Annotated in this window: 14 protein-coding genes; 7 read left to right on the plus strand and 7 right to left on the minus strand. The window is 73.5% G+C overall.

All coding sequences use genetic code 11. From position 1 onward, the window contains the following. The 3 genes from AB0E98_RS00565 to fabF all read left to right on the plus strand — a co-directional run bounded on the left by AB0E98_RS00565 (nucleotide 1) and on the right by fabF (nucleotide 2,692). On the plus strand, nucleotides 1–1,005 hold the full coding sequence (locus AB0E98_RS00565) for a ketoacyl-ACP synthase III (RefSeq protein WP_361697028.1): 1,005 nt from the start codon (nucleotides 1–3) through the stop codon (nucleotides 1,003–1,005). A 108-nt stretch (nucleotides 1,006–1,113) separates the two neighbouring features. Continuing rightward, nucleotides 1,114–1,362, plus strand: a complete 249-nt coding sequence (locus AB0E98_RS00570) for an acyl carrier protein (RefSeq protein WP_361697030.1) — start codon at nucleotides 1,114–1,116, stop codon at nucleotides 1,360–1,362. 67 nt (nucleotides 1,363–1,429) lie between these two features. Beyond that, nucleotides 1,430–2,692: a beta-ketoacyl-ACP synthase II gene (gene fabF, locus AB0E98_RS00575; protein WP_361697032.1), complete on the plus strand. Its 1,263-nt coding sequence runs from the start codon at nucleotides 1,430–1,432 to the stop codon at nucleotides 2,690–2,692. A 62-nt stretch (nucleotides 2,693–2,754) separates the two neighbouring features. Here the strand turns inward: fabF and AB0E98_RS00580 are convergent, their stop codons facing one another. Next, a complete protein-coding gene (locus AB0E98_RS00580) occupies nucleotides 2,755–3,639 on the minus strand; it encodes an NAD(P)-dependent oxidoreductase (RefSeq protein WP_361697034.1) in 885 nt (294 codons plus the stop codon). A gap of 265 nt (nucleotides 3,640–3,904) precedes the next feature. Then, nucleotides 3,905–4,399: a DUF3145 domain-containing protein gene (locus AB0E98_RS00585; RefSeq protein ID WP_311613148.1), complete on the minus strand. Its 495-nt coding sequence runs from the start codon at nucleotides 4,397–4,399 to the stop codon at nucleotides 3,905–3,907. Nucleotides 4,400–4,730: 331 nt separating this feature from the next. Between AB0E98_RS00585 and AB0E98_RS00590 the strand changes: the two genes are divergently transcribed. Next, a complete protein-coding gene (locus tag AB0E98_RS00590) occupies nucleotides 4,731–5,636 on the plus strand; it encodes an SGNH/GDSL hydrolase family protein (RefSeq protein WP_361697036.1) in 906 nt (301 codons plus the stop codon). A gap of 296 nt (nucleotides 5,637–5,932) precedes the next feature. On the opposite strand, the gene AB0E98_RS00595 is transcribed toward AB0E98_RS00590, so the two are convergent. Next, nucleotides 5,933–6,700 carry an MgtC/SapB family protein gene (locus tag AB0E98_RS00595; protein ID WP_361698098.1) on the minus strand — a complete coding sequence of 256 codons (768 nt, stop codon included), beginning with the start codon at nucleotides 6,698–6,700 and terminating at the stop codon, nucleotides 5,933–5,935. A 111-nt stretch (nucleotides 6,701–6,811) separates the two neighbouring features. Here AB0E98_RS00595 and AB0E98_RS00600 point away from each other — a divergent pair, with 111 nt between their 5' ends. The 3 genes from AB0E98_RS00600 (at nucleotide 6,812) to AB0E98_RS00610 (ending at nucleotide 9,166) form a co-directional block, all read left to right on the plus strand. Beyond that, nucleotides 6,812–8,182 carry a pyroglutamyl peptidase gene (locus AB0E98_RS00600; protein ID WP_361697038.1) on the plus strand — a complete coding sequence of 457 codons (1,371 nt, stop codon included), beginning with the start codon at nucleotides 6,812–6,814 and terminating at the stop codon, nucleotides 8,180–8,182. Between the two features lie 7 nt (nucleotides 8,183–8,189). Beyond that, on the plus strand, nucleotides 8,190–8,912 hold the full coding sequence (locus AB0E98_RS00605; protein ID WP_361697040.1) for a carbon-nitrogen hydrolase family protein: 723 nt from the start codon (nucleotides 8,190–8,192) through the stop codon (nucleotides 8,910–8,912). A 113-nt stretch (nucleotides 8,913–9,025) separates the two neighbouring features. Further along, nucleotides 9,026–9,166, plus strand: a complete 141-nt coding sequence (locus tag AB0E98_RS00610) for a hypothetical protein (RefSeq protein WP_361697042.1) — start codon at nucleotides 9,026–9,028, stop codon at nucleotides 9,164–9,166. A 128-nt stretch (nucleotides 9,167–9,294) separates the two neighbouring features. Here the strand turns inward: AB0E98_RS00610 and AB0E98_RS00615 are convergent, their stop codons facing one another. The 4 genes from AB0E98_RS00615 to AB0E98_RS00630 all read right to left on the minus strand — a co-directional run bounded on the left by AB0E98_RS00615 (nucleotide 9,295) and on the right by AB0E98_RS00630 (nucleotide 13,570). After that, nucleotides 9,295–9,996 (minus strand): response regulator transcription factor, encoded by a 702-nt coding sequence (locus AB0E98_RS00615; RefSeq protein WP_361697044.1) that lies wholly within the window; start codon nucleotides 9,994–9,996, stop codon nucleotides 9,295–9,297. Then, nucleotides 9,993–11,285 (minus strand): sensor histidine kinase, encoded by a 1,293-nt coding sequence (locus tag AB0E98_RS00620; protein ID WP_361697046.1) that lies wholly within the window; start codon nucleotides 11,283–11,285, stop codon nucleotides 9,993–9,995. Before AB0E98_RS00620 ends, AB0E98_RS00615 begins: the two co-directional genes overlap by 4 nt. Nucleotides 11,286–11,399: 114 nt before the next feature. Continuing rightward, on the minus strand, nucleotides 11,400–12,260 hold the full coding sequence (locus AB0E98_RS00625; protein WP_361697048.1) for a DUF4429 domain-containing protein: 861 nt from the start codon (nucleotides 12,258–12,260) through the stop codon (nucleotides 11,400–11,402). Nucleotides 12,261–12,325: 65 nt separating this feature from the next. Beyond that, a complete protein-coding gene (locus AB0E98_RS00630; RefSeq protein WP_361697050.1) occupies nucleotides 12,326–13,570 on the minus strand; it encodes an alpha/beta hydrolase in 1,245 nt (414 codons plus the stop codon). Nucleotides 13,571–13,657 lie beyond the last annotated feature (87 nt).

The raw sequence follows: 13,657 nt of genomic DNA on the forward strand, positions 1-13,657 counted from the left end.
ATGACCGCGAAGATCAAGCCCGCCAGGGGCGCCGCGTACGCGCGCATCATGGGCGTCGGCGGCTACCGTCCCGTCCGGGTGGTGCCGAACGAGGAGATCCTCAAGCACATCGACTCCTCGGACGAGTGGATCCGCTCGCGCTCGGGCATCGCCACCCGCCACTGGGCCGGGCCGGAGGAGACCGTTGCCGCGATGTCCCTGGAGGCCGCCGGCAAGGCGATCGCCGACGCGGGCATCACCGCCGACCAGATCGGCGCCGTCATCGTCTCGACGGTGTCGCACTTCAAGCAGACCCCGGCCGTCGCGACCGAGATCGCCCACAAGGTGGGCGCGGGCAAGCCCGCCGCCTTCGACATCTCGGCCGGCTGCGCGGGCTTCGGCTACGGCCTGGCCATGGCCCGGGACATGGTGACCGGCGGCTCCGCCGAGCACGTCCTGGTCATCGGTGTCGAGCGGCTCTCGGACCTCACCGACCTGGAGGACCGCGCGACGGCCTTCCTGTTCGGCGACGGCGCCGGTGCCGTGGTCGTCGGCCCGTCCGCCGAGCCCGCCATCGGCCCGGTCGTCTGGGGCTCCGAGGGCGACAAGGCTGAGACGATCAAGCAGACCGTCGCCTGGGACGTCTACCGCGAGGAGACGGACGTCCGCTTCCCCGCCATCACCCAGGAGGGTCAGGCGGTCTTCCGCTGGGCCGTCTTCGAAATGGCGAAGATCGCCCAGCAGGCGCTGGACGAGGCGGGCGTCAGCCCCGAGGACCTGGACGTCTTCATTCCGCACCAGGCCAACATGCGGATCATCGATTCGATGGTGAAGACCCTCAAACTGCCGGAGAGCGTCACGGTCGCCCGTGACGTGGAGACCACGGGCAACACCTCCGCGGCCTCCATTCCGCTCGCCATGGAACGGCTCCTGGCCACCGGCGCGGCGAAGAGCGGGGACACCGCGCTCCTCATCGGCTTCGGGGCGGGTCTCGTGTACGCCGCCACGGTCGTTACCCTCCCCTAGGCGAGATTCCCGGACCGGCACCCACCGGGGCCGGTCCGCACAGGACCTCGCCGCACCAGCAGTTCCCTTAATCAGCAGCACATCGCAATACATAGAAGGAGCGCGCACATGGCCGCCACCCAGGAAGAGATCCTCAAGGGCCTCGCCGAGATCGTCAACGAGATCGCCGGCATCCCGGTCGAGGACGTCAAGCTCGACAAGTCCTTCACCGACGACCTGGACGTCGACTCGCTGTCCATGGTCGAGGTCGTCGTGGCCGCCGAGGAGCGCTTCGACGTCAAGATCCCGGACGGCGACGTCAAGGACCTCAAGACGGTCGGCGACGCCGCCAGCTACATCCTGAAGCACCAGGACTGACCGTAGCGTTCGTCGCCACCCCGGCGGTGGCGGTTCCAGCACCTCTACACGTGGAGACAGAATCCCGATGAACTCGACCAATCGCACCGTGGTCGTCACCGGTATCGGCGCAACCACACCGCTGGGTGGCGACAGCGCTTCGACCTGGGAAGGCCTGCTCGCGGGCCGCTCGGGCGTCAAGCCCCTGGAGGGCGAGCGCTTCGCCGAGCTCCCGGTCCGCATCGCCGCCCCCGTGGCGGTCGACCCGGCCGACGTCCTGCCCCGCCCCATGCTGCGCAAGCTGGACCGCTCGGCGCAGCTCGCGCTGATCGCGGCGCGCGAGGCCTGGGCCGACGCGGGCTTCGCCGACAAGGCCGGTGACGACACCGGCGTCACCCCCGAGCGGCTGGGCGCGGTCGTCGCCTCCGGCATCGGCGGTGTGACCACCCTGCTCGACCAGTACGACGTGCTCCGGGAGAAGGGCGCCCGTCGCGTCTCCCCGCACACCGTGCCGATGCTGATGCCCAACAGCCCCTCCGCCAACGTCGGCCTGGAGGTGAACGCCCAGGCGGGCGTCCACACCCCGGTCAGCGCCTGCGCGTCGGGCGCCGAGGCCATCGGCTACGCCTACGAGATGATCCGCTCCGGCCGTGCCGACGTCGTCGTCGCCGGCGGCACCGAGGCGGCCATCCACCCGCTGCCGGTCGCGGCGTTCGCCAGCATGATGGCGATGTCGAAGAACAACGACGAGCCCGGCAAGGCCTCCCGCCCGTACGACAAGGCCCGTGACGGCTTCGTCCTCGGCGAGGGTGCCGGCATCGTCGTCCTGGAGTCGGCCGAGCACGCCGCCGCGCGCGGCGCCCGCGTCTACTGCGAGGTGCTGGGCCAGGGCCTGTCCGCCGACAGCCACCACATCGCGCAGCCGGAGCCGACCGGCCGCGGCATCGCGGCGGCGCTCCAGAACCTGCTCGACAGCAGCGACCTGAAGCCGGCGGAGGTCGTCCACCTCAACGCCCACGCCACCTCCACGCCGCAGGGCGACGCCGCCGAGATCAAGGCGCTGCGCAAGGTCCTGGGCGACGACCTCGACCACGTCGCGGTCTCCGCGACCAAGTCGATGACGGGCCACCTGCTGGGCGGCGCCGGCGGCATCGAGACGGTCGCGACCGTCCTCGCCCTGTACCACCGCACGGCCCCGCCGACCATCAACATCGACGAGCTGGACGAGGACATCGACGCGGACATCGTCCGCGACGAGCCCCGCCCGCTGCCGCAGGGCACGATCGCGGCGATCAACAACTCGTTCGGCTTCGGCGGCCACAACGTGGTGCTCGCGCTGCGCACGGTCTGACGATCCCGACGGGAAGGGCCCGCCCCGGCTGTGACAGCCGGGGCGGGCCCTTCCCGCTTGTCTCACTTGGTGAAGCTGGCGAAGTACGAGGCCGCCATGTCCTCGTCGCCGTGGCCCTGCTCGATCGCCCGGCGGAAGCGTTCGGCGCCCGCCGCCGCGACGTCGAGGCGCACCCCGGCGGCCTCCCCGGCGGCGACGATCAGCCGCGCGTCCTTCTCGGCCGTGGTGGTCGCGAAGGACGGCGGGGTGAGGGCGCCGTCCCTCAGCAGCCCGGCCTTGGCGCGCAGATAGCCCATGTCGAGCGGGCCACCCGCGACCGCGTCCAGGAAACGGGCCGGGTCCACGCCCAGTCCGTCGGCCAGCGCGAGGGCCTCGGCGGTGCCGTGGGTGACGGCCAGCACCCAGCTGTTGATGACGAGCTTGAGCCGGGTCGCGGCGCCGCCCGCCGCGTCGTCCCCGACCCAGACGGTCCGGGAGCCGATGGCGTCGAAGACGGGCGCCAGGGTGTCGCGGGTCTCCTCCGGCCCGGCGGCCAGCACCGTGAGCGTGCCCTCCTCGGCGGGCCGCCGGGTGCCCAGGACGGGGGCGTCGACCAGGACGAGGCCGTGCTCGCGGGCGAAGTCCGCGAGCACGGCGGTGCCGTCGAGCCCGGCGGTGGTGGACTGCGCCCAGACCGTCCCGGGGCGCAGGGCGGGGGCGGCGGCGCGCATCACGTCGAGGGCGGCCGGGCCGTCGTACAGCATGGTGACGACCACATCGGCGCCGGTGACCGCCTCGGCGGGCGTGTCCACGACTGTGACACCGTGCGCGGCCAGCGGTTCGGCCTTGTCGCGGCTACGGTTCCAGGCCCGGACGGGCAGCCCGGCCCGGGCGAGACTGCGGGCCATGGCGAAGCCCATGATGCCGGTGCCGAGGACGGTGACGGTGGCGGTGCTGGGTGAGGTCATGCGCCGACGCTAGGGCTTGGAGCGGGCTCCAACGCAAGGGCGCGTCGTGCGTGGCCGCCGGCCGTTGCGGGGGCCCGGCCCGGGAAGGGCCCCGATCCCGAGGGCTTCGCCCCGGGCCCGGGCGGGGGCGAAGCCCCTCGCCCTGCCGGGGGCTGGGGGCTTGCCCCAGGAAACGGTGAAAGGGCGGGTCCGGGGCATCCCTCCCGCCGTGTCGGCGTCCCGCCCCGGCGGCGCACCCCGAGGTGCCCAACGGCGCGGGCCGTGGTCAGACCACCTGGTGGAGCCACCGCACCGGCGCGCCCTCGCCCGCGTGGCGGAAGGGTTCCAGCTCGTCGTCCCACGGCTTGCCCAGCAGCTTCTCGACCTCTGCCCGGAGGTCCGTCTCCCCCCGGTCGGCGCGGGAGAGCGCGGCGCGGAGGCGGTCCTCCGGGATCAGGATGTCGCCGTGGATGCCGGTGACGGCGTGGAAGATGCCGAGGTCCGGGGTGGAGCTGTAGCGCTCGCCCTCGGCCGTGGCGCACGGCTCCGCGGTCACCTCGAAGCGCAGGAGGTGCCAGCCGCGCAGCGCCGAGGCGAGTTTGGAGGCGGTGCCCACCTGGCCCTGCCAGGAGAGCTCGGAGCGCCAGGTGCCGGGGGAAGCGGGCTGCCGGATCCAGTCGAGGGTGACGCGCGCGCCGAGGACGCCGCCCACGGCCCACTCGACGTGCGGGCAGAGCGCTCGGGGCGCGGAGTGCACATACAGAACTCCACGTGTCGTCACCGGGTCCTCCAGTGCGGTTCGAGGTTCGCCTTCCCCAGCGGCCTCGCAGCCGAACCGGTCCCGCCCGGGACAGCAGCAGACATTCTGCCCCAATGGCCACTCCCGCACCAGCCCGCGAGGTTACCAACAGTAAACACCATCGGGAGCAATTCTCCTGAAAAGGGACAGGATGTGACGTGTTGTGATTTGGTGCCGTCGTAGAGCGAAAGGCGGAGCGAAAGATGCCGGACCGACCCGATCACCCGGGAAAAAGCTACCGTGCGGGCGTGTCGCGGGCGTGACGTACCGTCGGTCCCGGACAGATATCACCCGGCCGGAGGGGATCACGAGCATGAGCGTCGCACGGGGGAAGAGGCGAGGGGCGGTCGGCAAAGCGGCCGTGGCGGTGGTCTGCGCCGCCCTGCTGGTCTCGGGCTGCGAGAGCGCGGGTGGCGCGGACGCCGGCGCCGAGAAGCCGGCCGCCGCCCCGGCCAAGCCCAAGCCCGTCCGCCCGGCCTGGAACACCCGACCCGAGTCGATCGCCTCCCTCGGTGACTCCATCACCCGTGGCTTCGACGCCTGTTCCATGCTCAAGGACTGCCCCGAGGCGTCCTGGGCCACCGGCACCTCCGTCGACAGCCTCGCCCGGCGGCTGCTGGCCTCGCCCGGGACCAGCAGCTGGAACCACGCCCGCACCGGCGCCCGGATGGCCGACCTGCCGGAGCAGATGCGCTCGGCCGTCGTCGACAAACCGCAGCTCGTGACGGTGCTGGTGGGGGCCAACGACGCCTGCCGCAAGAACGTGGACGACATGACCACCGTGGACGACTTCCGCGCCGACTTCGAGAAGTCGCTGCGGGAGCTGCGCCCCGCCCTGCCGAAGTCCCAGGTGTATGTGGCCGGGGTGCCGGACCTGCGGCGGCTGTGGGCGGAGGGGCGCAAGAGCCTGATCGGCCCGGAGATCTGGAAGCTGGGCTCGGTCTGCCCGTCGATGCTGGCCGACGCGGGCTCCGACGACGCGGTGGCCGAGGCCCGGCGCGTACGGGTCGAGCAGCGGGTCCTGGAGTACAACACCGTGCTCAAGAGCGTCTGCGAGCGCGACGGGCTGTGCCGCTTCGACGGCTCGGTCCACGGCTACGACTTCAGCGGCCAGGCGCTCAGTAAGTGGGACTGGTTCCACCCCAGCAAGCAGGGGCAGGGCGAACTGGCGGCCCTCGCCTACCGCACCGTCACCGCCGCCGAGCCGCCCGCCGCATAGGCCGCCGCACAGGCCGCAGGGGCGGGATCCGTCAGGTGACCCCGCCCCCGCCCCACGCACGGCCCGCCACCGGCGTACCGGGCGCGGAACCTCCGGCACCGGGGCCCGTACCCTCGCCCCGGACTCCCGGTGCCTCCCGCGCCCGCGCGATGGCGCCCGGGCCGTGACCGAAGGCGGGCACGGGTGACCGCGACCGGCCCGTACCGCCTTCCGCCCCGCACGTTATCCGATGAACGAGCGCTTCTCATAAGCGAGTTCACCCGCGCGGGGGCATGCCGTACGGATCGCCGCGCCCGTCAGTCCGTGCTCTCGCGATGGGCGTGGAGATCGATGTCGAGGATGCCCTCCCATTCGGCGAGCTCCTCCATCAGCGGATGCGCCGATCCCTTGCCCTCCAGGCTCAGCACCACGCCCGCCTCCCTGACCTTGCCCCTGGCCCGTTCCGTGCCCTCTTCCTGTCGGGCCCGGGCGTGGACCTGGACGTCCGTGACCCGGAAGCCGGACCGGGTGCACAGCTCCAGCACCCGCCCCAGCAGCCCCTTGCGGGTGCGGTAGGACAGGCTCAGCTCGACGTACTCCAGCGAGGGCGTCGCGGCCAGCCGCCGGGTCACCACCGGGAAGCCGCGCACCACCAGGAAGTGCACCGCGGCCGCCATGCCGCCCAGCAGGGGCAGCCCGCCGCCGCACGCCATGCCCACGGCGCAGGTCAGCCAGATCGTGGCGGCCGTCGTCAGGCCGCGCACGGCGTCGCGGCGGACGAAGATCAGGCCACCGCCGATGAAACCGATGCCCGAGACGATCTGCGCCGCGACCCGGGAGCCGTCGAACTGGCCCGCCCCCGTGAATCCATGGATCGAGACCTCCATGAACAGCGCGCTGCCCACGCCGACCAGCGTGTGGGTGCGCAGCCCCGCGCTCTTCTGCTGGAGCTCCCGCTCCAGCCCGATGAGCGAGGAGAGCAGCAACGCGAGTGCCAACTCGGCTAACTGGCGGGTGCCTTGACCCGTCCCGGGATCGAACAGTGGGGCGGCATCGGCTCGTCCGGCGGATATCAGCGGGTCCATCAGGAACTGCACTGTGTCCATCTCGCCATTGTGGCCTGAAATCGCCGCCACCCGAAGGGTGTTGACCACCCTCTATCGCTCCATGCGGTCACGGTGATTTCCTTCCGTCCCATGAGACCCCGTGATATATCCCGGACGCCGGGCCCGCTCCGGCTGGCCGTCCTCGGCGCCGTCCTGCTCGCCTGCTCCCCTCCCCCAGACTTCGTCCGGGGGGACCCCCATCTCGCTCCGCTCACCTTCGCCGCCCCCGCCGGGGCCGTGCCCGCCGCCCCCGCGCCCACCGTCGAGGAACAGCGGCTCCCCGGAGCCGTGCCGCAGGAGATCCTGCGCCGCAGCGGCTTCGACGACGTCGCCCCCGGCTTCGCCCGCGCCCTGGCCCGTACGCGCGGCGCCGCCGAGGCCGAGCGCCTGGCGGCCGCCGACGGCCGGCGGCTGTGGCGGCGGGCCGTGGACCGGGCCCAGGGCCGCGGCCCGGACGGCGGCGATCTGAGCCGGGACGACGACCGGCCGCTGTACTGGGCGCGGCTGGGCATGACGCGGGCGCTGCGCGAGTGGCGGCCGGCGTTCCCGCTGCCGGAGCGGCGGCGCGCGGCCCTGGAGGCCGCCGTGGAGCGCGCCTCGCGCGGCCAGGACTCCCTCGACCTTCCCCCACTGCCTGAACGGCGTGGGAGGTACCCCCACGCGGGCGAGACGGTGAAGCGGGTGCTGATCACCGGCTTCGACCCGTTCCAGCTCGACTCCGACATCCGTCGCTCCAACCCCTCCGGGGCGGCCGCGCTGGCCCTGGACGGGACCGTGATCGACACCCCGGCCGGCCCGGCGCGCGTGGAGGCGGCCGTCTTTCCGGTGCGCTGGACGGACTTCGCCGACGGCACGGTCGAACGGACCCTGCTGCCGTACTTCCGGCCCGGCCCCCGGAAGGTCGACCTGTTCACCACCATCAGCCAGGGCCGCCCCGGCCGCTTCGACGTCGAGCGCACGAACGGCGCCTGGCGCGGCGGCGCCCCGGACAACGCCAGGCTCTCGCGCACGGAGACCGTGCCGGTGCCGCCGGGCGTACCGACCGTGACCCCGCAGCCGCAGTGGACGACCACGACCCTGCCGTACGCGGCCATCACGGCGGCCACCACCGGCCCGTTCCCGGTGCGTGACAACACCTCCGTCACCGAGATCCCGGCGGGCGGCACCGAGCCCGTCGCCCGGCCGGACGGTCCCACCCCGGGCTCGACGGCCCGCGCGGGCGGCGGGGGCGACTACCTGTCCAACGAGATCGCCTACCGCGCCACCCTGCTCCGCGACGCCGTGGGCCTGAAGGTCCCGGGCGGCCATCTCCACACCCCCGTGCTGAACTTCGGCGCGGGCAACACGGACCCCGCCACCGGGCGGATCACCGACCCCGCGTTCGTCCGCGCGCGGATGGCGATCACCGCGCAGGTCAGGGCCGTGCTCGCGGTGGCCGTGGGAGCCACGGCCGGGTCATGATGTGCACATGATCATCGCAGCAGCGCAGTTCACCGCCCGGCCGTGCGACGTCGCTGCCAACGTGACCCGCATGGCCGGCCTGGTCGCCGAGGCGGGCGAGCGGGGCGCGGCCCTCGTCGTCTTCCCCGAACTCGCCGTCACCGGCTACGAGCTCGACGCCATCACCGGCGACCCCGGCCGGCTGACCCTGGCCCCGGACGACCCCCGGCTCGACCCGCTGCGCGCGGCCTGCCGGACGGCGGGCGTCGCGGCGGCGGTGAACTGCGCCGGCCGCGCCCCGGCCGGCCCGACGATCAGCACCTTCGTGTACGGCCCCGACGGGGAGCTCCTCACCCGCTACGACAAGCGCCACGTCACGGAGACGGAGACCGCCGCGGGCTTCAGGGCGGGCACGGAGGACGGCCGTTTCACGCTGGCCGGGGTCGCCTTCGGCCTCGTCATCTGCTTCGACGCCCACTTCCCCGACCTCGCGTGCCGGGCAGCCGCCGACGGCTGCGACGTGCTGCTGGCGAGCTCGCTCTACGGCCGGGGAGGCGGCGCCCGCGAACGGATGGAGATCTTCCCCGCCCTGGCCGGCTCCAACGGCCTCCACGTCCTGCTCGCCAACCACGTCGGCACGGCGGGCCCCTACGACGCCTGCGGCCTGAGCGCGGTATGGGGCCCGGACGGCGGCTTGCTGGCGGAGGGCCCGGGTGACGCGGAAGGTTTGGTCCTGGCAACGGTGAGGTAGCGCCCCGAAGGGGCGCGGGGCAGTGTCGATATGCGGCTGCCGCCGTGTGGGCGCGACAAGCCCCCACCGGCCGTCAGTGGCAAATGAACCGCCGCTCCCCACCCCGATGCTCCGTGATCGGACTGCGGCACCCCTGCGGGCAGGCGGCCGGCACGGCCGCCGCGTTGACCGCCCGCTCCGGCGGATGCGCGCACACCGAGCAGTACCAGGACGGCTGCTGGCCCGGCGTCACATCCCACCACATGGCGTTGTGACAGCGATTGCACCGCACCAGCGGGGCGCTCCGGGCGAGATGAAGGTCGGCGGACATCCCCGCATCGTCGCGCGCCCGGCGCCTCCCCGTCCCGGTTTCGGGAGCGCTCCCACCCGTACCGGGGGGCGGTCAGCCCTCGCCCGGGGTGACCAGCCCCGATTCGTAGGCGAAGATGACCGCCTGCGCACGGTCCCGGAGGTTCAGCTTCGCCAGGACCCGCCCGACGTGGGTCTTGACCGTCTGCTCGGCCAGGATCAGCCGGTCCGCGATCTCCTGGTTGGACAGGCCCCGCGCGATCAGCTCCAGCACCTCCGTCTCCCGGGGCGTCAGCCCGCCGGGGCGGGCCGTGCCCGAGCGGCGGCGGGGGGCCGGGCGCTTGGCGAAGTCCGCGATGAGCCGGCGGGTGACGGAGGGCGCCAGGAGCGCCTCGCCCGCGGCGACCACCCGGACCGCCGAGATCAGGTCGGCCGGCGGGGCGTCCTTGAGGAGGAAGCCGGAGGCGCCCGCGCGCAGCGCCTCGTAGACGTAGTCGTCGACGTCGAAGGTCGTCAGCATCAGTACCTTGGGCCGGTGCGCAATTCCGGGATAGGGGCCTCCCCGCGAAGCAGGGGAAGGGTCGAGGATCTGCCGGGCCGCCTCCAGGCCGTCCATCTCCGGCATCCGGACGTCCATCAGCACCACGTCCGGGTGGGCGGAACGGCTCAGGGCCACGCCCTGCCGGCCGTCCGCCGCGTCGCCGACGACGTCGATGTCGGACTGGGCGGCCAGCAGTGCGGCGAAGCCCGCCCGCACCATGGCCTGGTCGTCGACGATGATCACCTTGATGGTCATGCGGTGGGGGGTTCCTCTTCTGTACGCAGCGGGAGCCGGGCCGCGACCCGGAAGCCGCCCTCCGGCAGGGGGCCGGTGTCGAGCGTGCCACCCACCAGCCGGACCCGCTCCCGCATCCCGACCAGACCATGGCCGGTGTCACCGGTCTCCAGCGGCGGAGTGTCCTCCTCCGGTGCCGCGTTGACGACCAGGACCACCAGGCCCGTCCCGTCCGGGTCCGGCGAGACCGAGACGCGGGTGACCGAGCCCGGGGCGTGCCGGACGACATTGGCCAGGGCCTCCTGCACGATGCGGTAGGCGGACAGGTCCACGGCCTGCGGGAGCGCGGGCAGTTCGGGCATCGACAGCTCCACCGGCACCCCCGCCCGTACCGTCGCCTCGACCAGTTGCGGGATCCGCTCGGCCCCCGGCTGCGGGGCCCGCTCGGCCGCGCCGGGGCCGGCGGCGGTGTCCTCGCTGCGCAGCACGCCCAGCAGCCGGCGCATCTCCGTCAGCGACTCCCGGGCCGTGGCCGCGATCGACCCGAACTCCTCGCGGGCCGCGTCCGGGAGGCCCTCGATGCGGTACGGGGCGCTGTCCGCCTGCACGGTGATGACGGACATGTGGTGGGCGACGACGTCGTGCAGCTCACGGGCGATCCGGGCGCGCTCCTCCAGCAGCGTGCGGCGGGACCGTTCGGCCTCGCTGATGGTCTCCTGCTCTGCCAGCGCCCGCTGGGTGACGGCGCGTTCGCGCAGCAGGCCGCCGATGACGAGCAGCACCCCGCCGATGACGAACAGGGCCACCCAGGAGCCGTTGCTGCGCCCCGGGGCGATGGACTGGAAGACCAGGCTGACCGCGCCCGTCAGCGTCCACACCGCGACCAGGGTGCGGTTGCGCTCGCGCAGGCCGACGGCGAGCAGGAGCAGCAGCTGGCCGATGATGCCCATGGGCGTCCACGGCCAGGGCTGGGGGTTCGGGCCCGGCGGAAAGCCCAGGATGGCCGCCGCGCAGACCGTGTGGGCGGTGAAGGCGACGCCCCAGGCCGGCAGCGGCCGCCGCACGGCGAACAGCAGCGGCAGCACCTGGAAGAGGCCGAGCACCAGCGCCAGGTCGGGGTTCAGGTGGTAGCCCTGGCCCAGGAACATGACCGTGACCGGCAGCAGGATGGCGACGAACACGATCGCCACGGCATACGGCAGCCGCCGGACGAAGCGGCGCGGGGAGTGGCCGAAGAGCGGGGTGGGCGGCCCGGCGGGGGTGAAGGTCTCACGCAGCCGGGCGAGCGGGGTCGAGGTCTTGGTGGACATGGCCCGACCAGCGTAGATCGCGGGCCCGCCGCCGGGCGTCACACCACGGTGCCGACCCCGGGGGCCGGGTCATACCGTGGTATCACGTGCTCCGGCCGCCCCTGGAGCTCCGCCCTAGAGCTCCGCCAGCAGCTGTGCCTTCTTCGTGCTGAACTCGTGGTCGGTCAGCAGCCCCGCCTCGTGGAGCTCGCCAAGGTGCCGGATGCGCTCGGCGATGCCGGCGGGGTCGGGCCGGGCGGCGGAGCGGTGGTGGCCGGGGGCGGCGGGCACCTTGGCCCGTACGGCGGCGAGGACGGCCGCCGCGAACGGCAGGGACTCGTGGACGAGCCCGTAGCCCATGCCGAAGGTCACGGCCGCCGGGTCCTGGTCGGGGTCGGGGCGCCGGTCCCCGTCGTCCCCCCGCAGCACCAGGCGCAGATGGCCGCCGGCGGCCTCGGGGGAGCGCCACTCGACACCGGTCAGCTCGTCGAGGGGGAAACGCTGGTCGCCGGCCTTCCACTTGGTGGAGGAGGCGCCGGTCCAGAACCAGCGGAAGGAGACGGCCCGGCCGTCGAAGGACGCCTTGCCGTCGTAGGCCTTGAAGGTCAGCGGGGGCGTCGGCGCGGTCACCAGGTGGCGCTCGGCGGGCTCAGCGGCCAGGGGGCCGAGCCCGTCGCGTATCCGCTCGGCGTAGTACTCGGCGAGCAGCTCGCGCTCGGCCGGGAGCACCAGCCGGTAGGGGTCGTTGCCCTCCTTGAGCCGGCCGTCGGCCACGTCCATCAGCGGATCGGCGCCCGGTCTGGGCACGGCGCGCAGCACCACCGTCCCGTGCTTCCCCGGGGCCTGCTCGACGGCCGCGAGCGCCTCGAAGGGAATGCGTCGCTCGCCGAGCGCCTGGAGCAGCTTCGGTGTGCGGATCCCCCGTTCGAAGCGGATGAGCACGGAGTCGGTGCCGAACTCCCAGACGGTGTGGAAACCGGCCAGCACATCACCCATGCCGCTCATCGTAAGCGGCGCCCGCCCGCCCGTCCCCCCTCGTGGCGCTACGCGCGTCAAGCCCGTCACATCGCGGTGGCCTCGGCGTCCGGGCCCAGCCCGTCCGCGCAGCCACCGCTGTCGCTCGCGCACCGGACGGAGGCGGGGACTCCGATGCCGATCCCGGCGAAGTTGGCGAGGCTGGTGGTGCCGGGCGCGAAATAGCCGGTGTGGCCCTGGGCGTCGCCGGCGGACAGCACCCGCGCCCCGAAGCCCGCCGAGACGGGGTCGGCGCCGTGGCCGAGGCCGCCGACCTCCATGTGGGGAACGCCCTGGATCCAGTCGTCCGCGTCGCGCATCGCCCATATCCGGGCGGTGGTGTCCAGGTCGGAGACGCTCTGGGCGCGCATGCCGGGGCTGCCGGCCACGGCCACGTCGGTGACCCGGGGGGAGAGCTCGCGGGCGGCGACGCCGCACACCACCGAGCCGTAGCTGTGGCAGAACAGCGCGGCCTTCGAATCGCCGGGCAGGGCCGTGACGAGCCGGCGCAGCCGCAGCGCGCCCTCGGCCGCGAGCTTGCCGGTGGCGGCGTCCATCCCGACGCCGACGGGCGAGGTGTAGTCGGCCCAGGCGATGACGGCCGTCCTGGTGCCGGGGCTCGCCTTCCGCTCGGCGGCGTAGAGGGAGCGGGCCATGCCGACGGGGGCGCTGTAGGCGCGCTGGGTCTTCTCGAAGGTCAGCACATTGGTGTCGACGCCCGGGACGACGACGGAGACCCGCCGCGCCGTGTCGAGGTCGCCGAAGACCTCCGCGACCCGGCCGTCCCCGGCGGGGTCGAAGGCGATGATCTGCCGGTCCGGACCGAGCAGCGACTCGAAGCGGTGCATCCGGCGGGAGGCCTCATAGCGGCCCGCTGGGGTCAGCCCGGCATCGTGGGTGCGCTGCTCCTCGACCGTACGGGCCTGGGCGAGCGCGGCGCGGTTGGCGCGGTAGCGCAGCTCGGTGGGGGCGCCGCCGAGGTTGCCGACGACGAGCGGATAGCGGTCGGCGAGCCGCTCGCGCTGGTCAGCGGTGAGCGCGGTGAAGAAACGGGACAGCGCCGAGGGCTCCGCGTCGGGGGAGGGCAGCGGCCGGCCGTTCACGGAGCCGTGCCGCCAGGCCTTGAGCGAGACGGCCCGGGGGTCCGGCGCGCCCTTGTGGCTTCTGACCGCCGTCCAGCCTGTGGTCGCCAGCATCACGAACACCACGGCCAGCGCCAGAGTCGCGCGCCAGGCCGTGGAGGCGTTGGTCCAAGGGATGGAGGAGGAGCCGAGCTCCGGGAAGGAAGTCACCGCCGACCACCCTAGGAGAAATCGGCTTGCGTCCGGGGGGCCGGTGAGCTATCTCACGTTTCAATGGCCGTGATTGAGCGCACTCGT

The sequence above is a fragment of the Streptomyces sp. NPDC037389 genome (genome assembly GCF_040636475.1).
Taxonomy (GTDB): domain Bacteria; phylum Actinomycetota; class Actinomycetes; order Streptomycetales; family Streptomycetaceae; genus Streptomyces; species Streptomyces hesseae.